The organism is Pelobium manganitolerans (genome assembly GCF_003609575.1).
GTDB classification, from domain to species: domain Bacteria; phylum Bacteroidota; class Bacteroidia; order Sphingobacteriales; family Sphingobacteriaceae; genus Pseudopedobacter; species Pseudopedobacter manganitolerans.
Genome location: NZ_MBTA01000003.1, coordinates 1 through 21,933 on the forward strand (window position 1 = coordinate 1; position 21,933 = coordinate 21,933).

General features: G+C 43.7%; 14 protein-coding genes, 3 tRNA genes and 2 rRNA genes. 8 read left to right on the top strand and 11 right to left on the bottom strand.

Translation table 11 applies throughout. From position 1 onward, the window contains the following. The first annotated feature begins 67 nt into the window (after positions 1 to 67). From BCY91_RS03165 to BCY91_RS03185, 5 genes are all read left to right on the top strand, one after another. Positions 68 to 141, top strand: a tRNA-Ile gene (locus BCY91_RS03165). Between the two features lie 18 nt (positions 142 to 159). Further along, a tRNA-Ala gene (locus tag BCY91_RS03170) sits at positions 160 to 233 on the top strand. Positions 234 to 335: 102 nt separating this feature from the next. After that, positions 336 to 3,231: ribosomal RNA gene (locus BCY91_RS03175) — 23S ribosomal RNA — on the top strand. A gap of 109 nt (positions 3,232 to 3,340) precedes the next feature. Continuing rightward, positions 3,341 to 3,452, top strand: a 5S ribosomal RNA gene (rrf, locus tag BCY91_RS03180). Between the two features lie 343 nt (positions 3,453 to 3,795). Further along, the gene (locus tag BCY91_RS03185; RefSeq protein WP_120180582.1) at positions 3,796 to 4,128 is read left to right on the top strand and encodes a gamma-glutamylcyclotransferase family protein; all 333 of its coding nucleotides are present in this window, start codon (positions 3,796 to 3,798) and stop codon (positions 4,126 to 4,128) included. Positions 4,129 to 4,432: 304 nt separating this feature from the next. Here BCY91_RS03185 and dapA read toward each other — a convergent pair whose 3' ends face one another. From dapA to BCY91_RS03240, 11 genes are all read right to left on the bottom strand, one after another. Next, on the bottom strand, positions 4,433 to 5,314 hold the full coding sequence (gene dapA, locus BCY91_RS03190) for a 4-hydroxy-tetrahydrodipicolinate synthase (protein ID WP_120180583.1): 882 nt from the start codon (positions 5,312 to 5,314) through the stop codon (positions 4,433 to 4,435). Then, on the bottom strand, positions 5,311 to 5,847 hold the full coding sequence (locus BCY91_RS03195; RefSeq protein ID WP_120180584.1) for a DUF6913 domain-containing protein: 537 nt from the start codon (positions 5,845 to 5,847) through the stop codon (positions 5,311 to 5,313). The genes dapA and BCY91_RS03195 overlap by 4 nt, the downstream gene beginning before the upstream one ends. Before the next feature lie 51 nt (positions 5,848 to 5,898). Continuing rightward, complete coding sequence (gene ligA, locus BCY91_RS03200) at positions 5,899 to 7,911, bottom strand: NAD-dependent DNA ligase LigA (protein WP_120180585.1); 2,013 nt, start codon at positions 7,909 to 7,911, stop codon at positions 5,899 to 5,901. Positions 7,912 to 7,937: 26 nt separating this feature from the next. Continuing rightward, positions 7,938 to 8,681 carry a LytR/AlgR family response regulator transcription factor gene (locus BCY91_RS03205; RefSeq protein WP_120180586.1) on the bottom strand — a complete coding sequence of 248 codons (744 nt, stop codon included), beginning with the start codon at positions 8,679 to 8,681 and terminating at the stop codon, positions 7,938 to 7,940. Beyond that, positions 8,674 to 9,672: a sensor histidine kinase gene (locus tag BCY91_RS03210; RefSeq protein ID WP_147387896.1), complete on the bottom strand. Its 999-nt coding sequence runs from the start codon at positions 9,670 to 9,672 to the stop codon at positions 8,674 to 8,676. The genes BCY91_RS03205 and BCY91_RS03210 overlap by 8 nt, the downstream gene beginning before the upstream one ends. A 41-nt stretch (positions 9,673 to 9,713) precedes the next feature. Beyond that, positions 9,714 to 10,061 carry a DUF4288 domain-containing protein gene (locus BCY91_RS03215; RefSeq protein ID WP_120180588.1) on the bottom strand — a complete coding sequence of 116 codons (348 nt, stop codon included), beginning with the start codon at positions 10,059 to 10,061 and terminating at the stop codon, positions 9,714 to 9,716. Between the two features lie 11 nt (positions 10,062 to 10,072). After that, complete coding sequence (locus BCY91_RS03220) at positions 10,073 to 10,873, bottom strand: LiaF transmembrane domain-containing protein (protein WP_120180589.1); 801 nt, start codon at positions 10,871 to 10,873, stop codon at positions 10,073 to 10,075. A gap of 159 nt (positions 10,874 to 11,032) precedes the next feature. Beyond that, a complete protein-coding gene (locus BCY91_RS03225) occupies positions 11,033 to 13,810 on the bottom strand; it encodes a DNA gyrase/topoisomerase IV subunit A (protein WP_120180590.1) in 2,778 nt (925 codons plus the stop codon). A gap of 88 nt (positions 13,811 to 13,898) precedes the next feature. Then, positions 13,899 to 15,806: a DNA topoisomerase IV subunit B gene (locus BCY91_RS03230; protein ID WP_120180591.1), complete on the bottom strand. Its 1,908-nt coding sequence runs from the start codon at positions 15,804 to 15,806 to the stop codon at positions 13,899 to 13,901. 235 nt (positions 15,807 to 16,041) lie between these two features. Beyond that, a complete protein-coding gene (locus tag BCY91_RS03235) occupies positions 16,042 to 16,827 on the bottom strand; it encodes a DUF3891 family protein (protein ID WP_120180732.1) in 786 nt (261 codons plus the stop codon). A 135-nt stretch (positions 16,828 to 16,962) separates the two neighbouring features. Beyond that, positions 16,963 to 19,992, bottom strand: a complete 3,030-nt coding sequence (locus BCY91_RS03240; RefSeq protein ID WP_120180733.1) for a glycosyltransferase family 117 protein — start codon at positions 19,990 to 19,992, stop codon at positions 16,963 to 16,965. Between the two features lie 198 nt (positions 19,993 to 20,190). Between BCY91_RS03240 and BCY91_RS03245 the strand changes: the two genes are divergently transcribed. From BCY91_RS03245 to BCY91_RS03255, 3 genes are all read left to right on the top strand, one after another. Beyond that, a tRNA-Gln gene (locus tag BCY91_RS03245) sits at positions 20,191 to 20,261 on the top strand. 64 nt (positions 20,262 to 20,325) lie between these two features. Further along, a complete protein-coding gene (locus BCY91_RS03250) occupies positions 20,326 to 21,270 on the top strand; it encodes a ribose-phosphate pyrophosphokinase (protein ID WP_120180592.1) in 945 nt (314 codons plus the stop codon). Between the two features lie 12 nt (positions 21,271 to 21,282). Continuing rightward, positions 21,283 to 21,870, top strand: coding sequence for a 50S ribosomal protein L25/general stress protein Ctc (locus BCY91_RS03255; protein WP_120180593.1), 588 nt, complete (start codon positions 21,283 to 21,285; stop codon positions 21,868 to 21,870). Positions 21,871 to 21,933 lie beyond the last annotated feature (63 nt).

Sequence of the window (21,933 nt, forward strand, 5' to 3'; positions counted from 1 at the left end):
GAAGGATAAGGAAGACACCCGGAGAGATGTGAGATCGGTGGCGCTGTCCGCTGGCAGGGGGTAAAAGAGTCCCGTAGCTCAGTTGGTCAGAGCACTACACTGATAATGTAGGGGTCAGCAGTTCAAATCTGCTCGGGACTACGAGAAGCGTCTTATCTTGGGGGATTAGCTCAGCTGGCTAGAGCACCTGCCTTGCACGCAGGGGGTCAACGGTTCGAATCCGTTATTCTCCACTTTTCCCGGCGCGACGCCGGGGACAAAGTTCTTTGACATACTGGAAGAAGAAGCCGTACAGAAGACGGCGAGAGCAACAGATAGAGCGATCTATCAACAAAGAGAAAGTAAATAAGGGCACACGGGGGATGCCTAGGCTCTCAGAGGCGATGAAGGACGCGATAAGCTGCGATAAGCTGCGGGGACCGGCACATACGGTTTGATCCGCGGATTTCCGAATGGGGTAACCTAACATACTGAAGGTATGTTGCACAAGCGCGAACCCGCTGAACTGAAACATCTAAGTAAGCGGAGGAGAAGAAAACAACAGTGATTTCCGGAGTAGTGGCGAGCGAAACGGAAGAAGCCCAAACCGCACGTGTCACGGCACGTGCGGGGTTGTAGGACTGCGACAGGGTTACATTAAAGCGAAGTGGAACGGGATGGGAAGCCCGGCGGTACAGAGTGATAGCCTCGTACACGCAAGCGATAATGGCCCAGCAGGATCCTGAGTACCGCGGGGTCGGAGACGCCCTGTGGGAACCCGGCGGCACCATCCGCCAAGGCTAAATACTCCTGAGAGACCGATAGTGGACCAGTACCGTGAGGGAAAGGTGAAAAGAACCCCGGACAGGGGAGTGAAATAGAACCTGAAACCGTGTGCCTACAAGCGGTCGGAGCCCCGCCTTTTGGCGGGGTGACGGCGTGCCTTTTGCATAATGAGCCTACGAGTTGCTCCTCTCTGGCAAGGTTAAGCTTTTAAGGAGCGGAGCCGAAGCGAAAGCGAGTCTGAACAGGGCGCAGAGTCAGAGGGGGCAGACGCGAAACCTTGTGATCTACCCATGGCCAGGTTGAAGGTGCCGTAACAGGTACTGGAGGACCGAACCGATAAACGTTGAAAAGTTTCCGGATGAGCTGTGGGTAGGGGTGAAAGGCCAATCAAACTGGGAAATAGCTCGTACTCCCCGAAATGTTTTTAGGAACAGCGTCGGCATGAGAGTTTCATAGAGGTAGAGCTACCGATTGGGTGCGGGGGAGTCAAATCCTACCAAATCCAGACGAACTCCGAATGCTATAGAAATATTGCCGGCAGTGAGGCGCGGGGTGCTAAGGTCCCGCGCCGAGAGGGAAAGAACCCAGACCAGCGGCTAAGGTCCCCAAATTACTGTTAAGTTGGACTAACGGGGTCCGGCTGCACAGACAGCTAGGATGTTGGCTTGGAAGCAGCCATTCATTTAAAGAGTGCGTAACAGCTCACTAGTCGAGCGGCCGGGCATGGATAATGAACGGGCATCAAACAGTATACCGAAGCCCTGGATCCCGCTTTAAGGCGGGATGGTAGGGGAGCATTCCGTAGGGGGCGAATGGAAGGGGCGACCTTTCCTGGACCTTACGGAAAAGCAAATGTAGGCATAAGTAACGATAAGGCGGGAGAGAAACCCGCCCACCGAAAGACTGAGGTTTCCTGATCAACGCTAATCGGATCAGGGTCAGTCGGGGCCTAAGGATAACCCGAACGGGGATTCCGATGGACAACGGGTCAACATTCCCGTACCCTCTATAGCTGCGATGCGGCGACGGAGCAGTGACACTGCCGCGTGCTGACGGAATAGCACGTTGAAGGGCGTAGGTATACGCCGCCCAGGTAAGTCCGGGCGGAGTGCCGAAGCCCGACAGTACCGCGACCCCCCGGGGGAGCGGACAGCGCAGGTAACCATACTCCCAAGAAAACCCGCTAAGCTCCAGGCTATGGAGGCCCGTACCGCAAACCGACACAGGTAGTCGAGGAGAGGATCCTAAGGTGCTCGAGTGAATCATGGCTAAGGAACTCGGCAAAATGGCCCTGTAACTTCGGGAGAAGGGGCGCTCGGGGCGACCCGAGCCGCAGTGAAAAGGCCCAGGCGACTGTTTAACAAAAACATATGGCTTTGCGAAATCGGAAGATGAAGTATAAGGCCTGACACCTGCCCGGTGCCGGAAGGTTAAGAGGGGATGTCATCCCGACACTTGTCGGGAGAAGCATTGAATCGAAGCCCCGGTAAACGGCGGCCGTAACTATAACGGTCCTAAGGTAGCGAAATTCCTTGTCGGGTAAGTTCCGACCTGCACGAATGGTGTAACGATCTGGGCGCTGTCTCGGCCATGAGCTCGGTGAAATTGTGGTCCCGGTGAAGACGCCGGGTACCCGCAACGGGACGGAAAGACCCCATGAACCTTCACTACAGTTTAACATTGCCACTGGGCACAGGATGTGTAGGATAGGCGGGAGATGTCGAAGGGGCCTCGCCAGGGGCCTCGGAATCGCCCTTGAAATACCGCCCTTTCTGTGTCCGGTGTCTAACCCCGCTTAGCGGGGGACACTGTTTGACGGGTAGTTTGACTGGGGTGGTCGCCTCCAAAAGTGTAACGGAGGCTTTCAAAGGTATGCTCAGTACGCTTGGTAACCGTACGGGGAGTGCAATAGCATAAGCATGCTTGACTGTGGGGCCTACAAGCCGAGCAGGGTCGAAAGACGGATATAGTGATCCGGTGGTTCTGCATGGAAGGGCCATCGCTCAAAGGATAAAAGGTACTCTGGGGATAACAGGCTGATCTCCCCCAAGAGCTCATATCGACGGGGAGGTTTGGCACCTCGATGTCGGCTCGTCACATCCTGGGGCTGGAGAAGGTCCCAAGGGTTCGGCTGTTCGCCGATTAAAGTGGCACGCGAGCTGGGTTCAGAACGTCGCGAGACAGTTCGGTCCCTATCTGTTGTGGGCGCCGGAGATCTGAGTGGGGCTGGCCTTAGTACGAGAGGACCGGGCTGGACCGGCCGCTGGTGAATCTGTTGTCCCGCCAGGGGCACTGCAGAGTAGCTATGCCGGGATCAGATAAGCGCTGAAAGCATCTAAGCGCGAAACTGGCCACAAGATGAGATCTCCATAGAGGGCCCCCGTAGACTACGGGGTCGATAGGCCGCAGGTGTAAAGCTGGCGACAGCAAAGCCGAGCAGGTACTAATTGCCCGATACTTTCAGCAGATAACATACGTTGCGCTCCACCGCCATCTGGGCGGCTTTTTCTTCCGGTCTCATGTCAAGATATTGATAATACAAAACGGGAAGCCAGTAGCTTCCTTCTGAAGAAATTCAGGTGCCTATATCGGCGGTGTCCACCTCTTCCCATTCCGAACAGAGAAGTTAAGCCCGCCAGAGCCGATGGTACTGCGGTAAAACGTGGGAGAGTAGGTCGGTGCCGGATCTTTTACAAAGCCCCCTCCCCGAACGGGAGGGGGCTTTTTTTGTACCTCCTCTGAAGGTATTGCCAAGATTACTATGGAATGGTCTCCTGACGGAAAGCTATATGGCCGCTTTGGAACATCGCATCTGTCCGAGGCCGGATTTCTTTGTCTGGATATATTTACTAGCTTATATTTAATTTTGAAATCTATATCGTTCATCTTGTAAGCTAAACCATTCTTTTTATTAGTTTTTAATACTTTTGTTTAGATGCGTAGCATAAAGCTCAAATCTTTTACAGCAAAATCAACGTCTAAATTATTGAGCGATTGAGAATTATAAAAGCTTTTTTAAAAGTATAGACAATGCCATTACTTTTTTCTTACGGAACCTTGCAAAAAGAGCAGGTTCAACTTGAAACTTTTGGACGACTGTTGCAAGGGGAAGTTGATAGTTTACCAGCTTACAAGTTGGATTTTGTAGAAATAACAGATCCAGATGTGCTTAGAAAAAGCGGCGAAAGGTTTCATCCAATTATTAGTTTTAGTGGAAATCCAGATGATAAGGTGGAGGGGGTATTATTTGAAGTTACAGATAAAGAAATTTTATCAGCGGATGAATATGAGGTTGATTATTACCAAAGGATTGAGCTTGTTTTTGAATCCGGGAAAAGTGGGTTTATCTATATCGAAAAGTAGTTAGGGTTTAATTGAGTGATTTATTGCGAGAACGAAATTATTGGGATAAATGCGTTTATCTCTGTTCCAGGAATATTTTCGCTGAAATTTTTAAATGTAGCAAAAGAGAAAGGTTTACTTCCGACACGTTGGTTTTTTAATGGAAACCCACAAGGTGCTTACTGAGCCCTATGAGCGGCATCCGGCGAGCTGTAAACTTCCGCTCTGTTAACGCATTCAGTATCGGCCACAGCCAACAAGAAAGAGAAAACCCCCAAAAGCATGGAGAGCCTTTGAGGGTTAAAATCAATAATGCAATGAGTGTTTAGCGCACCAGCTTTTGTATCTCCACAACTATTTTTTCACGTGTGCCGTCGCTTACTTTCACCAACGGTAAACGCAAATGATCGTCACAAATCCCTAATTGTTTCATAGCAGACTTAACACCTGCAGGATTGCCTTCTGCAAAGCATAGACGGGTAAACTCCAAGAAACTGAAATGAGCTTCTTGTGCGCCTTTAAAATCACCAGCTAAACACTTGCGAACCATATCCGATAATTGAGCAGGAACGGCATTTCCGATTACCGAAATAATACCGGAGGCGCCGAGGGCAATCATTGGTAAAGTAACGGGGTCATCACCAGAAATCAGTAAAAAATCTTTCGGTTTGTGTGCCGCAATCTGATTAAAGATATCAAAACTGCCAGATGCTTCTTTAACACCCAAAATGTTTTTAACATTATTTGCCAACCGCAAAGTGGTTTCGGCCGACATGGTTATGCCTGTGCGACCCGGCACGTTGTACAATAGAATAGGCAACTTACTAGCTTCTGCTACTGCTTTGTAATGCTGGTAAATACCTTCTTGGTTAGGTTTATTGTAATACGGAACCACAGATAGCACAGCGTGATATCCGGGTATGTCAAAGTTTTTTACAGCCTCAACAATCTCTGCGGTATTATTTCCGCCTATACCTGCCATTAAAGGAATACGTTTGTTGGTGATTTTTGTAACAAAGTCGAAAATCTCCTTCTTCTCGGTGGAGCTAAGCGTGGCCGATTCTGCTGTGGTGCCCATCACTACGATGTACTCCACTTTACCTTGTATTAGGTGTTCTACGGTTCGTTCCAAACCATCATAATCCACACTTCCGTCCGCACTAAAAGGCGTAACCATGGCTACACCCGTTCCAAAAAACATACTCATTTTATTTTATCTAAATAATATTTTAGCTCTGCGCTAAACCCACTTATACTTTGTTGTTCTGTAGCAAGCATAAAATCATAAAATGCTGAGCTCTTTTTGTCGTACGCAGCCACTTTAAATAGCGATTTGGAAAGCGCCGCAACATACAATAACGGAAAACAAAATTCGGTGCACAAGTTAATCAGAATATCGAACTCATTGTTGACGAAGTTCATTATTTTTTCTCGTTTAGGGGTTAAGTCCCAATTAACGTCTTTAGTTGATATAAGTTGAAAGTTGGTGTTAGCGTTGGCTTGCAGGCTTTTGTTGGATGTAAAGGCCAGTAGGCGTACCTTCTTTTGTGCCGTTTGTAGCTCGGCAGCAACTTTTTGCACCTCTTGCAACTGTTTTTGGTTTTCTACGTTAACCAAAATCCCTACGTAACGGGCCGCCTTGAGAGACACGGATGCACTGCTTCGTCTAATTTTTTTTATCTCTTTTTTTAAGTGATATAAACCTGTTTTAACAAGATATTTATTTAGAAAATCTTTCATCGCTTCTTAATTTAATCATTATAAAATTGTAGACACCCATCACAATCTTTTCTACTGAATCATCTGTAATAAATCATTCTCCGAGATGATTGGGATTTGAAGTTTGTTTGCCTTTTCTAGTTTAGATGGTCCCATATTATCGCCGGCAACCAGATAACTTAATTTTGCTGATATGCCGCTTAATATTTTGCCTCCATTGCTTTCTATAATTTCTTTCAGTTGCTCGCGACTGTGGTTCTCAAAAACTCCCGATATCACAAAGCTTTTCCCACTCAAACTTTCGCTCTGCAAAACTACTTCCTTTTCTTCTGTCTCAAACCTTAGTCCCGCTTGTTTCAGTTGCGCTATCTCTTCCAAATGTTTCGCGTCGGCAAAATAATCAATCACACTTTGTGCAATGCGCCCGCCAATTTCTTCCGCCAATATCAGCTCTTCTAAAGATGCTTTGCTTAAGGCATCAATGTTCTTAAAGTGTTTCGCCAATTTTTGAGCTACCGTGGCACCTACATAACGTATTCCGAGCCCAAATAATACTTTTTCGAAAGGCATTTCTTTAGATTTTTCGATACCCAACAACATGTTGTTGATGGATTTTTCACCGAAACGCTCGAGAGATTTTAATTCGGGTTCATGGTTTTTAAGTTCATAAATTTCGCTGATGTGTTTCAGCAACCCGCGTTGGTAAAGCGTCTCAACAGTTTCGGCGCCAATACCTTCAATATTCATTGCCTTACGGCTGATGAAATGCTGAATGCGGCCTACTATCTGTGGCGGACAACCTTCATCATTAGGGCAATAATGTACAGCTTCGCCTTCGGCCCTTACCAAAGGCGTTCCGCACTCGGGACAGTTTTGGATGTATTGGATTTTTTGGGCGTTTGGCAGACGTTGATCTAAGTTGACGGAAATAATTTTAGGGATAATTTCTCCGCCTTTTTCCACCAGCACGGTGTCCTTTTCGTGCAGGTCCAACCGTTCAATTTCGTTAGCATTGTGCAAAGTGGCACGTTTTACGGTAGTGCCAGCCAACAAAACGGGCTTTAAATTGGCTACCGGAGTAATAGCACCCGTGCGCCCAACTTGGTAAGTTACTTTTTCTAAAATTGTTTCTACCTCTTGGGCTTTGTACTTATAACTAATTGCCCAACGCGGAGATTTAGCCGTAAACCCCAGTTCTTGCTGCTGCGCATAACTGTTCACCTTAATCACAATCCCGTCAATATCATAGCTTAACTGAAAGCGTTTTTGCTCCCAGGATGCGATGAACGCTAACACCTGCTGAATGTTATCGCATAACTTGCTTTCTTCAGAAATTTTAAATCCCCAACTTTTTACCGCCTGCAAACTGTCCCAATGGGTTTTAAACGGATTTTCATCGCTGTAAAGAAAATAAAGAAAACAATCCAAAGGGCGTTTGGCCACTTCGGCAGAATCTTGCATTTTTACCGTACCCGAAGCGAAGTTTCTTGGATTTGCAAAGGGCATTTCCCCATTCTCGATACGCTCATTATTTAGCCTTTCAAAAGCGGCGTGGTGCATAAAAACTTCGCCACGGATATCAAAATAGGAAGGCATTTTTTCGCCGTGTACGCGGAGCGGAATGGTGCGGATGGTTTTAATGTTGGCCGTTACGTCATCTCCTTTGGTGCCATCACCACGGGTAACGGCCCGTAACAGTTGCCCGTCTTGGTAGGTAAGGCTCATAGATAAGCCATCAAACTTTAACTCGCAAACATACTGGAAATTTTCGCCGATGGCTTTTTTTATGCGCTGGTCAAAATCCAATAAATCTTGCTCGTTATAGGTATTGCCCAAAGACATCATAGGCCATTTGTGCTGTACGGTAGTAAAATTTTTGGTTATCTCGCCACCAACTTTTTGTGTGGGTGAATCGGGGCGCAGATATTCTGGATATTTTGCCTCCAAAGCTTCCAGTTGCTTTAGCTTTTGATCAAAATCATAATCGGATATAGTTGGCGAAGCCAGCTGGTAGTAATTGTAATTATGCTGGTTTAACTCGTTTACCAGCTGGTTAATTTGATTTTGAATATCGTTGCCAGACATAGCAACGAAGATACGTTTTTGCCTAATTAAATCCCTAAAACTGCCTTTAGTTTAGGATAGCCGGTTTTACTGATGGGGATTTTTTCGCCACTTTTCAAAATCAAAATAAGATTATCTTTCTCGTAGGATTCGATTTTGGTGATCTGGTCTATCTTAACAATAAAGGAGCGGTGCACCCGTACAAATAGTTGCGGATTTAGGTTTTTCTCAAAGAAAGCGAGGGTTTGGTTTTTTAAAAATTCGCCCTCTGCGGTATGTATCTTCACATAATCATCATCTGCAGAAAGGTAAGCAATATCATAAATTGATATCACTTTTATTTTATTGCCCAGTTTAATCACTACCCGCTCGGTTTGGCTGGGGTTTTGAGCGCTAAGCTGCTCTACCAGCTGTGGAATTTTCTGTGTGTGCGTATCTGTACCGGTAGCTAAAAATTTATCCATGGCTTTTTGGAAACGCTCTTCTGAAAAAGGTTTCAGCAGATAATCTATCGCGTTAGCTTCAAAAGCTTTTAAAGCAAACTCATCAAAAGCGGTGGTGAAAATGATAGAGGGCAAGGTATCTAGAAGTTCCAAAAGCTCAAATCCGGTGATTTTGGGCATCTGTATATCCAAAAAAACCAGGTTCGGTTGATGCTGATTGATTGCTTTTAAGCCCTCAAACCCGTTAGCGCACTCTTCTACCAAGCTTATCGCAGGATAATCTGCAAGGTAACTTTTAATCACATCGCGCGCCAAAGGCTCGTCATCAATAATTATGGCTTTAATCATTTTGCGGAATTTTTAGGGTTGCAGTAAACTGCTGGTTTTGCCTTTCGGTGTGTAAAAGATCGTTTCTGTTATATAATAATTGCAGGCGACGGGCGGTGCTGGCTAAGCCAAATCCGGTGCCTTTGTTGCCGTGCGAGGTTGAGGCGTCAAAAGGATTACTGATGGCAACCACTAAATAAGGGACTTTGTAACTTGCGCTGATTTGGATTTTTACAGCCTCTAAATTATCGTACAAGCCAAATTTAATAGCGTTTTCTACTAGGGGCTGTAACAGCATGGGTGGTAAGTTAAGCGCTAAAGCCTCGTCATCTACTTTAATTTCTGTATTTAAACGATTTCCAAAGCGCATCCGTTCTATCTCGAGATATAAATTAAGATGGGCAAGCTCTTGCTTCAAATCAGTCAAAGCATCGTCTTTGCGCAGGGTGCCACGCAAAAAATCGGAAAGCTGGTGCACCATTTTGCGTGCAGCTGTTGGCTGACTTAAAATTAAGGAGCTGATAGAATTTAAGCTGTTGAACAGGAAATGGGGCTGTAATTTTTCGCGTAAAGAAGCCAATTCCATGTCTTTTGTTAATTTTTCTGTTTCTGCTTTGCGCAGATTGATGCTTTTTGCTTCTTCTTGATGGTACCACAAAACGCTTGTGACCGCCATGCTACCGATAAAAAGCAAAAAGAACATAAAACGTACTGGCACAGAAAGCTCAAACAAATAAGCGTTTGCGCCAACGTATAACTGTAAATGTTGAAACGCTAAATATAAAATATATATGCCCAAAGCTGCCAAGGCTTTGCACCAGATAATAACAAAGAGGTAGCGGTAGCCTTTTGGCCGATAAAACGAGAGCGAGTTTACAATGAGCCAGCAACAAGCTACCAAGGTGGCGTTACTAATTACACTGTCTTGGAAGGCCGTTTTACTGTCAATATGAAAAATAATGAGCGTATAATATTGGGTAGAGGCAAAAACGGCGATCAAAAATAAGAACACCCATTTAAAAGTTTTATCGGCGAGCGGAGATACGGCCACTTTTATACGGTATATGCGTGAGTTCTTTCTTTTAGTTGCTGCGCTTTTAATTGTACCATGGCCAGATATTGTGTGCCAGCGTCGGGCTCGGTTATTTTATAATGGATTTCTTGCCCATGCGCAATGTTTCCGATATGCTCCAGCTCGGTTACGGCAATAAAAGTCCAGTTTACAGAATGATTTTGCCCGTTGGTTATGCTTTGCTGTTGCATTAGCCCAATTTGATGGGCCATTTCTAAAGCAAGCTCTTCATTTACCGCGTCAATTAGGCGCAGCTGCTCATCAAACTGCGGATAATTATTGTCTTCAGATTTTATTTCGAAAATAAGTTTAGCTACAAACCAGTTCATGTTATTTGCTTTTAAAAGTTGCGGATATCTATGCCTCCAAAAATTGAGGTGCCTTTAATTACCAATACCTTGCTTCGGTCCGTTAAAACCTGGTTTAAGCCACGGCGGTCATCAATGCCACCAAAAACGGCAGCCATTTCTGTAACTACTTCCCAAGTTGGCGGTATAATTAGCTTAGTGCCACCAAAAATTTGGGTAACATCTAAAACTACTACGCCCTCAATATCGGCATTGTAAAAATTTAGCTCGGCGCCACCTAAAATGTTGACCACCTCGCCGCCTTTAAAATCTTTAGAAAGGATATTTTTTTTGGTACCTTCAAAGACAGATACACTGTCTAAATAATCGCCACCTGCAACGCGGTACGCTTTTTTATCAGTTGCAGGTTCTTCATTTTTTGGTGCTTCGGTATAAGCGAAATCTTGGAATGCAGCACGTTTTTCGCGACGCCATTTTGCCCTTCGGCTACAGCCATTATGATCAAAACCTTTGCTAAAGATGAAAAATATGCCGAGACCTATTAAAATAGCCGGCCATGTGAAGTGTGCTACCGATAATTCCGGCGAAATGCGTTCGGCTAAAAACACGCCGCCCACTAAAAGTGATATCATCCAAAAGCTGTTTTTAAAACGATGCTTAATGCCGCTTGCAATACCTATTACAATTAATAACATAGGCCAGCTAAACAGCCATTCGGGAAGTTGTGCGCCCATCTCTCTGGCAAAAAGTGCTAAACCCACCGCTAATATGGCGAAGCCCAACACTTTTTTTCTGCGCTGTCCCGGTCTTTTTTCTGTTGATTGATTTTCCATTTTCTTTATGATATGCTATAAAGGTAATGCGCCTTTTTAAAAAGTGTTAAGGTAAATCGATAAGCGAAAGCGAATTTTCGGTGAAGTGCATAAAAAACTCGGTAAAAAAAACAGCGCTACATTTAAATGTGCGCTGTTTGCAAAAAAGTTATTAATAATTTAAAACAGCCCCAACTGTCCTTTGTCGTCTAACTTAATATCATCGGGGTTGGTAATCTCAAAATCTACTTTTTTAACAGGTTTTGGATTTGATGTAAACACTGGTTTTTCTTTTACTGATTCTTCTGCGTTGTTTGAAGTGGTGCTATTGTCTTTGGCGCCAGCAGTATCTTCCGTATCTTTTGTAACGCTTGCCTCTACAGAAGCAGTTTTGCCAGGGCCATCATCGCTATTGTCTTCCTCATCAACGTCCGAGCTTTCTGGCAATTCCTCTTCTTGTTCATCGTTTTCTTCTGAAATGAGGATAACCTGCTGTACGTCATGCGGACTTAGCTTATTGCCCTGCGCCTTCATCCCTTTCACATCAATAACTTCAGATAAATCAATTTCTTGTTCATCTAATATTTGCGATTTTCCTTTTAAAGCTTCCACTTTCACAACGGGATGGTTGGCACCGCTTAAAATCATCATTTTTGAGCCCGCGTCTTCATTGATGAAACCAGCGCGTTTACCAATATTCAAATCCTCAAAAGTGAAGCGTTTTACATAATAGTTTTTCGATTTACCGTCGATATGGATACACGCGTAAACGCGTTCAGCATCGTATTTTTCGATGCGCAGCATTTTATCATCGAAGTGGTTGCTTAAATCAAAGCTGGAAAGCTCGTAGCTGCCATCGTTAAATACGCACAGGATTTTATCTTCGGCCTGGAATTCGCCCAAATAGCGGCCGTGACCATTTTCGTTTAAGCGTTTCACAATTGGGTCGTACCAAATTTTTCTTCCGGCCAGGGTAGAAACGCCTTTGGTTTTAAGCGTAATTTTTTTGATGGCAAATTTGCTGAGGATATTCCCTTGCGAGCCACGGCCTTTAATAGCGGTTTCGGCAAAATCATGGTCAAAAGTGAGTTTCCGCAATTTCGACATCGGCTTTAAAGCCACATTAATCACTTCGGCCTCGCCGTTAGGGTTAGCGGTAAAATATAAAACTTTGCTGCCTTTTGTGCCTTTGGTTAAATCGTATTCTTTATCGCGGGTAACGCCGCCAACTGCAAATCTTTTAATGTAAGATGTGCCGCTTTTTCCATCCTTATAAATCATATTATAGATGGTGCGCTCGTCGTTTTTCTTGAAAACGCCTACGTGCAATATGTTTTTGCCCACAAAAGTTTTGTCCTGCACTTTGGTTACCAAGCAAATGCCGTCTTCGCGGAAAACGATGATATCATCCAAATCCGAGCAATCAAAAACATATTCGTCTTTGCGCAATCCGGTACCAATAAATCCATCGGCACGGTTAACATAAAACTTAGTGTTTGCTAAAGCTACCTGGGCGGCCTCTACACGGTCAAACGTGCGTATTTCTGTTTTCCGCTCGCGCCCGGCGCCAAATTTTTCTTTTAAACGCTCAAAGTAGGCAATTGCATAATCTGTCAAATGTCGCAGATGGTGTTTAACCGTTTTTATCTCTTTCTCCAGTTGCGCCATCTGCTCGTCCGCTTTTTTAACGTCAAAGCGGGTGATGCTGCTCATTGGCTTATCAATTAAACGCTTAAAATCCTCCGGTAAAATCTCGCGGTATAGCTGGGGTTTAAACGGATCAAACAAGCGGTGCAAAACGCTTAACACTTCTTCAAAATTTGACGAATTTTCATAGTCCGGATGTTTGTACATCCCTTCTTGGATAAAGATTTTGAGCAGTGAGCTAAAAAATATTTTTTCTTGAAGATCGTGCAATTTGATTTCCAGCTCGCGTTTCAGCAAGTTTTTGGTGTACATGGTGCTCTCTATCAAAATATCGTTCACGCTCATAAAATGAGGTTTGTCGTTTTTGATGATGCAGGTGTTTGGCGATATGGAAACCTCGCAATTGGTAAAGGCGTAAAGCGCATCTATGGTAACATCGGGTGATATGCCCGGCGCTAGGTGGATGACAATTTCGACGTCTTTTGCGGTGTTGTCTTCAATTTTTTTGATTTTGATTTTGCCTTTGTCATTGGCGGCTATAATGCTATCAATTAAACCGGTGGTGGTGGTCGAAAAAGGGATTTCGTTAATTACCAGGGTTTTTTTATCCAGCTCGGAAATTTTGGCCCGTACGCGGATTTTTCCGCCCCGCTGGCCTTCATTATACGCAGAGAAATCGGCCATACCACCGGTCATAAAATCGGGTAGGATGTTGGGCCTGTTGTTGCGCAAGACTTCTATAGAAGCATCTATCAGCTCCACAAAGTTGTGGGGCATTACTTTGGTGGCTAAACCTACGGCAATACCTTCGGCGCCTTGGGCCAGTAAAAGCGGAAATTTGACAGGCAGGGTTACGGGTTCTTTATTTCTGCCATCATAAGATGCTTGCCATTCGGTAGTATCCGGATTAAAAACAACCTCTAACGCAAATTTAGAGAGGCGCGCTTCAATGTAACGCGGTGCCGCTGCCGAGTCGCCGGTTACTGGGTCTCCCCAGTTTCCTTGCGTATCTATCAGCAGGTTTTTTTGCCCTATTTGTACCATGGCGTCCCCAATAGAGGCATCGCCATGCGGGTGGTACTTCATAGTATTCCCGATCACGTTGGCTGCTTTGTTGAAACGGCCGTCGTCCATCTCTTTCAGCGAGTGCAGGATGCGGCGTTGCACAGGCTTCAGTCCGTCATGGATATGCGGAACCGCCCGGTCTAAAATTACATAGGAAGCATAGTCAAGAAACCAGTTCTCGTACAGGCCACTTAGTGGTGTAACATTATGTAAGGTTTCTTCTTTTTCGTAATTGTTTTCGTCCATTGTTTATCTTACCACAGAGTTTACGGAGCTTCTCACAGAACCCACTGAGCTTTTACTTTGTGTCCTCTGTGGTTAATTTTCAGCTTAACTACGCCGCTGATTCTTCCATCGCTTCTTCAGCTGCTTTTGCTTCAGCAATAATTTCTGCTTCGTCTTTTTCTATCCTTAAATTTTGTACAATATGCTGTTGCCTATCCATCGTGTTTTTGCCCATATAATATTCCAGCAACTGTTTTATTTTCATCTCACCTTGCAAAATCACCGGGTCCAGGCGGATATCTTCGCCAATAAAATTTTCAAATTCATCGGGCGATATTTCTCCCAAACCTTTAAAACGGGTAATTTCTGGCTTTCCGCCCAGTTTATTTATCGCCAAAACGCGTTCTTCGTCGCTATAACAATAAATGGTTTCTTTTTTATTGCGTACCCTAAAAAGTGGCGTCTGCAAAATAAATACATGGCCGGTTTTCACTAAGTCAGGGAAAAACTGCAAAAAGAAAGTCATTAGCAACAAGCGAATGTGCATCCCATCAACGTCGGCATCCGTAGCTATTACAATATTGTTGTAGCGCAAACCTTCTAAGCCGTCTTCTATGTTTAACGCGTGCTGCAAAAGGTTGAATTCCTCGTTCTCGTACACTACTTTCTTGGTTAAACCAAAGGCATTTAACGGCTTTCCTTTTAGACTAAAAACTGCCTGCGTTGCTACATCGCGCGCTTTAGTGATAGATCCCGAAGCTGAATCTCCCTCGGTAATAAAAAGTGTGGTTTTTTTACGGTCTTCTTCGTTCAGCTTTTCTTCGTCGAAATGAAATTTGCAATCGCGCAGTTTGCGGTTGTGCAGGCTGGCTTTTTTTGCACGGTCATTGGCGAGCTTTTTAATGCCCGCAATATCCTTACGCTCGCGCTCCGATTGTAAAATGCGCTTTAACAAAGCATCTGCAACATCCGCGTGTTTGTGCAGGTAATCGTCTAATTCTTTTTTTACAAAATCATTGATAAAAGTGCGCACGGTTGGCCCATCCGGCCCCATGTTTACAGAACCTAATTTGGTTTTAGTTTGCGATTCAAAAACAGGCTCCTGCACCCTTACCGAGATGGCCGCCACAATGGAAGCGCGAATATCCGAAGCATCAAATTCCTTTTTATAAAACTCGCGTACGGTTTTTACCACAGCTTCTCTAAACGACTGTTGGTGCGTGCCACCTTGTGTAGTATGTTGGCCGTTTACGAAAGAATAATACTCTTCGCCATACTGCTGGCCGTGCGTCATGGCTATTTCTATGTCATCTCCCTTTAAATGGATGATGGGGTAGCGGTTGGCTTCGGCATCGGTATTACGCGCTAACAAATCATAAAGGCCGCGTTCCGATAGGTATTTTTGTCCGTTAAAGTTGATGGTTAAACCCGCGTTTAAGAACACATAATTCCATATCATGTTCTCGATAAACTCCGGGATGTAGCGGTAATTCCTGAAAATAGAATCGTCTGGGACAAAAATAGTGGCCGTACCGTTGCGTTGCGTGGTTTCAATCTCTGGATTATCTTTTACCAGTTCACCTTTTTCAAACTCTGCTTTTTTGCTTTTTCCGTCGCGGTAAGATTGTACCGTGAACAGATTGGATAAAGCATTCACAGCTTTTGTACCCACGCCGTTTAAACCTACGGATTTTTGGAAAGCTTTAGAGTCGTACTTTCCGCCGGTGTTGATTTTTGAAACGCAATCTATCACTTTTCCTAGCGGGATACCGCGGCCGTAATCGCGTACAGAAACCTTGTGATCGCTTACGCTGATATCAATGATGCGCCCGGCGCCCATTACAAACTCATCGATGGAGTTATCTACAATTTCTTTCAATAGCACATAAATGCCATCGTCATAAGCCGAACCGTCGCCCAGTTTACCGATGTACATTCCGGGGCGCAGGCGGATGTGTTCTTTCCAATCCAGCGAACGGATGCTGTCTTCACTATAGTTTACGCTTAATTCTGCCATTTTTTAGTATCGAGTATTAAGTATCAGGTATCAAGTATCAAGACGTGGCGCTCGCGGTCTTGAAATTAGCATCGAAACTTGACACCTAGCTTAATGTACAAAGCTAAAATTTTGTGCAAAGTGGACAACAAGAAGATTTCCACATACGGTGGGTTGGTGTTGGTTTAGCAAACAGATGTTTTGGAGTGGTTTAAGAAGTAGCTTTTGTTAAGCTCGCCTCAGTCTTTGTTTTGCCTTACCTATGACTGTTTTTACTTTGCGGGCCGGTTATCGTCACCTTAAAAAACGTAGTTGGTTCGGCATGGTAAGCGTCGGCTATGCCAATATCTTTTACCAGTTTTTTGGGCACCCGTTTTAAAAGGACTTTTACTTCAAAACTGCCTTCAAAGGGGTTAGAGTTTAATTTAATGGTGTTGCGGTCTTTGTAGGATGCAATTATTCGGGTTTCGCCGTTCTCGTGGAAAAATTCCGAATCCACAAAACCTTTTTTAAATAATGCTACTTCCTGATTTTTTGTAGCGCCGGGCTGGTTCATACAGATGTACAGAGAAAGATCGTCGCAAAACTTTAGGATTTTGAGCTGGTAATTAAGCAGGTTGGTGTTTGGTATCCTTAATTTTGAGATAAGGTGGTTTTGCCTCATCTTTTCACGCTCTACAAACTGTACAGCTACTTCTGACGAAGATACAGACGCTAAGCTGCTGTAATGCATACTGCAAAGCAGGGCAGCGTAAGAGTTAGCTTGGTTTACCTGCTCGATACCCAATCGGTAAAAATAAAGCCGCAGTTTTTCAGGAAAATCTAAAAAAGTGAAGGGCTTATGCGTAACATCATTCAGTAAAGGGTGCGAGTCTGGGACGATCCAAGCGCGGTCATGCTGGTGCACCGCAAATTTAAAAGATTCAAAATGCTCTACGGCAATAAATTCTTTTTTAAAACGCGACAAAAGCTCGCCTGCAATATAAGCATGATCGTGCTGCGTGATTAAAATATAGTTCTCTGAGTCTTCTCTGAGTATCATTCCCGGCTTAAAAGCATAAAAGTACAAATCTTTACGCTAAACAAAATGTGCGAGCGCAAAAAGTTAACTTTTCCCTAAAGAAAGTCAATAAAAAAAGCGACGTTCCCGTCGCTTTCAAATAATTCCTTTAAATTTTTACCTACTAAACCCGAATTTGCCTTCGTAGGTTTTCATCTTGCCGTCTAGCTCTTTATGGAGTGCGTTTTCACCGTACTGCTTTGTCATTTCAACAAATTGGGAAAGTACAAACAAATTCAGCTGAATATCTCTGCCCGCTAAATTTTCTTTGCCTTGGATAATGCTGTAATGATAATCCAGCTCTTGCGTTACCAAGTTTTCTGTTTGTTTTAACAAGGCGGTTGCATCGCTTTTTAAACCCAACTGATACATTAAGCTTACGAGTTCATATTTGCTCAGCGCAAAGTTGCTGTCGTAAGTGGTGTTTATCGGCATCACCTTTAAGCATTCTTTTATTACGTTGCGGGCACTGTCTGTTTTACCTTCAAAAATTAGGTTTTTAGCAAGTTCATTAAATTTGTTTACAGATAAAAACACCATTTTTTCTGATTCCGGATCCAAATAAGGCGAGGTTTTGATGCTGCCCCAATCAAATTTAGTCATCATGTTGGTGTACATCTCTTTGGTATTTACTGTTTCGGTTGGGCCAAGCGGACTTTCTGACGGGATGGTTGCCTTGGTTTTCGGTTGTAACCTTAACGCAAAGCCTTCACTAAATAAGTAGTTATCTAAGCCAAGGAAATTGCTGTTAGGTACAGTAAATGCAAAATAAATAGGGCGTTCCCATTTGTTGTGCACTAAAATATCTAAAATGGCAAGTTGTCCTTTTGTGAGGTAATTGCCTGGGAAAGTCCATTCCATTTGAGGTACAATTGCATTGGCTTGGTTGGCATCAACGGTTTTTGTAGCCAAAACCTGAGCCGGGTTTATTGCCATTTTAAAGTTCTTTGTTGGCAAAAAGTTTTCCGAACGGCCGCTCTGGTACTCAACTTTAGCTTCCGGATTGTCTGAAGTGATAAATTCAAACACATCTTTAAGCTCTTGCGAACCTTCCAAATTAAAGTTTTGATAAAACAGCACGTCGCGTGTGCCCGTTTTATACATGCTGGCTTGCATGGTAATTGGTAACGGTGCCGATTGGTTAAAGGGCCTTCTCAACTGGTTGATGTACCAATCTGTATCAAACAAACTCAGGTTCACGATACGGATATCGGGCCTAAAGTTTTCTACTTCTTGCACGTACCATAAAGGGTAGGTATCGTTATCGCCGTAAGTAAATAAAATGGCATTTGGCGCACAGCTGGCCAGATAGTTTTTAGCTAAATCTCTGGCGGTGGTTTTTGTAGAGCGGTCATGATCGTTCCACTCTTGGCTTGCCATTAAAACCGGCGCTGCCAATAGCGATATCGCGGTAGCGCCAATTGCCGCAGTTTTAGGCGTTACTACTTTTCGCAGCCACTGGGCAATTGCAAACACGCCAAGTCCAATCCAAATCGCGAAAGCGTAAAAAGAACCTACATAGGCATAATCACGCTCGCGAGGTTGACTAGGTGTTTGGTTTAAATAAATTACAATAGCCAAACCGGTAAAAAAGAAAAGTAGGGCAACAATGCCCGCGTCTTTTTGGCTGTACTTGAAATGCCAGAAAGCACCTAAAATTCCTAGTATCAAAGGTAAAAAGAACAGCTGATTGTTTGCCTTGTTTTTGGTGATGCTGTCTGGTAGATGAGATTGATCGCCTAAACGCAATGCGTCTAAAAATTTGATGCCGCTTATCCAGTTTCCGCTGGTATAATCTCCAATTCCCTGCACATCATTTTGCCTGCCGGCAAAATTCCATAAGAAATAGCGCATGTACATGAAGCCAATTTGATAGGTGCCAAACCAGCCAATGTTAGTAGCAAAAGTCGGGCTTTCTTGCGGACCTAATTCCATCCAATCACGATAAACAGCTGGGTGGTTGCCGTCATCGCTGTACATTCTTGGGAACAGCGTGTTTCTGTCGTATTCGTAGCTTTGTTTTTGTCCGGCAATCTCGTATTTCTTTTCGCCTTTAACGTATATATTGCCTTTTTGCTTGGTGTCAACAGGTTTCGAGTCAAAATACTGGCCGTACAAAAGGGGCCTGTCGCCGTACTGCTCGCGGTTAAGGTAGCTTAAAAAAGAAAACGCATCTTGCGGATTACTATTATTTAATGTAGGGTTTGCTTTGGCGCGGATGATGATCATCGCGAAAGAGCTGTATCCGAACAAAATAAAAATAAAGGAAAGCATGGCTAGGTTTAGCACTGGTTTCCGTTTTTTTATAGAGTAAAGTGTTAACCAAATGGTGGCACCAATGACTAATATTGCGAAGAAAATTACCCCGCTACCGAAGCCAAAACCTAATGTGTTTACAAAAAACAAATCAAAGTAAGCTCCAAATTTTATAAGATATTGGATAATGCCGTATTGGATAAATCCTAAAATTAAAACACCTACAAACAATGCGCTAAAAACACCTTTTGTAGTTGCAACGGCGTTTTTACGGAAGTAATAAACTAAAGCCATTGCCGGAATCACCAATAAGTTAAGCAGGTGGATACCGATAGATAAGCCCATTACGTAGGCAATAAATAACAACCATTTATCGGCGTAAGGTTCGTCTGCATGTGCATCCCATTTTAAAATAGCCCAAAAAACAATTGCCGTAGAAAGTGATGACATGGCGTAAACTTCTGCCTCTACAGCCGAGAACCAAAAAGAATCTGAAAAAGCATAAGCTAATGCGCCAACCAAGCCGGCACCCATAATAGCTATTAGCGTGGTGTTATTCAAAGGCGTATTAGTAGTTAAGCTAACTTTTTTTCCTAAAGCGGTGATGGTCCAAAACAGAAACATGATGGTAGCTGCGCTTGATAAAGCTGAGCTAAGGTTTACCATGTAAGCAACCTTAGTAGGGTCGCTGGCAAATAAACTAAACAGTTTGCCTATCATTAAAAACAGGGGCGCACCGGGCTGGTGCACAATCTGTAATTTAAAAGCGGCAGAGATAAACTCGCCACAATCCCAGTAGCTGGCGGTAGGTTCTAGCGTTAAAATATAAGTAATGGCAGCAATGGAAAATGTAAGCCAGCCTAATAGGTTGTTGATCTTTGAATAGGTCATTTCTCTATTTGTTATAACCGCCGAAAATAATAAAATGCATTTAATTAGTGGGCAATTTAACATTTATTAACCCAAACAAAAGAGGCAAAGGCAGTTAGCGCTTTGCGCGTATAATTTTTTAAAAATATTTGCATAGTGGCTTTAATGCTTGTATATTTGCATTCCATTTCTGGAAAATATGTACGGGAATGGACGGATTGCCTGATAGTATAATGGTAGTACGACGGTTTTTGGTACCGTTTGTCTAGGTTCGAATCCTGGTCGGGCAACTTTTTAAAATTCGGAGATTAATAAAATTTTCCGAATTTTTTGTTTAAAACTCCTCGAAAGCTCATGCCTTCCACATTTAACAACATCAAGCTTTTTTCTGGTACCGGTTCTAAGGCTTTGGCCGAAAAAATTGCCGCTTCGTACGGAAAAGAATTGGGCAAGGTAATTTTGTCACGTTTCTCTGATGGTGAGTTTCAACCGCATTATGACGAGTCTATCCGCGGTTGCGATGTGTTTTTGATTCAATCAACCTGCCAGCCAAATGATAATTTGTTTGAGCTTTTGATGATGATTGATGCGGCAAAAAGAGCTTCGGCACATTACATCACAGCGGTTATCCCTTATTTTGGCTTGGCACGTCAAGATCGGAAAGACAAACCTAGGGTGGCTATCGGCGCCAAGCTAGTGGCTAATTTGTTAACCGCTGCAGGCATACACCGCATTATGACGATGGATTTGCACGCTGCACAAATTCAGGGCTTTTTTGATATCCCGGTAGATCACTTAGACGCTTCGGTTATTTTTGTTCCTTATATTAAAAGTTTAGGACTTGAAAACCTGACTATCGCATCGCCAGATATGGGTGGAAGCTACCGTGCACGTACCTTTGCCAAGTTTTTTAATGCAGAGGTGGTGATATGCGATAAACGCCGTAAACGTGCCAACGAAATCGAATCCATGTCTATCATTGGCGAGGTTGAAGGTTTGGATATCGTGTTAATAGATGATATTATAGATACCGGAGGCACTTTAGCCAAAGCGGCAGCTTTGATTATGGAGAAAGGCGCAAAAAGTGTTCGTGCGGTTTGTACGCACGCGGTTTTATCCGGAAACGCTTATGCAACTTTAGAAAAATCGGCATTAACAGAGCTTATTGTTACCGATACCATTCCGCTTAAACACAGCAGCCCTAAAATCAGGGTTTTATCCACAGCAGATTTTTTTGCGAAAGCTATTGCTAACGTAAATGAACATGCTTCTATCAGTGAATTATTTAAAATCAATTAATATATACAACAAATGAAATCAATCGCTATTAGCGGTTCTCCAAGAGAGAACGTAGGGAAACGCGACGCAAAAGAGCTGCGTTACGAAGGTAAAGTGCCGGCCGTATTGTACGGAGGTAAAGAGCAAATCCACTTTGCTGTAGATGCGCCAGCTTTAAAAGGTTTAGTTTACACCTCGGAAGTAAACTTTGCAGAATTGAACATTGATGGCAAAAAATACAATGCCATTATGCAAGACATTCAATTTCATCCACTAACAGAGAAAATCCTACACATCGATTTTCTTCAGTTGTTTGATGATAAGAAAGTAACTATCGAAATTCCGGTTAAGTTAACTGGTACTTCTCCAGGTGTTAAAATGGGGGGTAAATTGGTTCAAAAACTTCGGAAGTTGAGAGTAAATGCTTTGCCTAAAAACATGCCTCAAGAAGTAGAAGTTTCTATTGAGCCGTTAGAAGTAGGTAAATCTGTTCGTGTTCGCGATTTGAAACCTACAGACTACTCCATCACTAACGTTCCAGAAGATACTATCGTTTCTGTAATTATGTCAAGAGCGTTAAAACAAGCTGAACAACAAGCCGCGCAAGCTGCTAAAAAATAAGCTTCTTTAGGAGTTATAAAGAGCCTCGTTAAAGATTTAACGGGGCTTTTTTGCGTTTTGGAA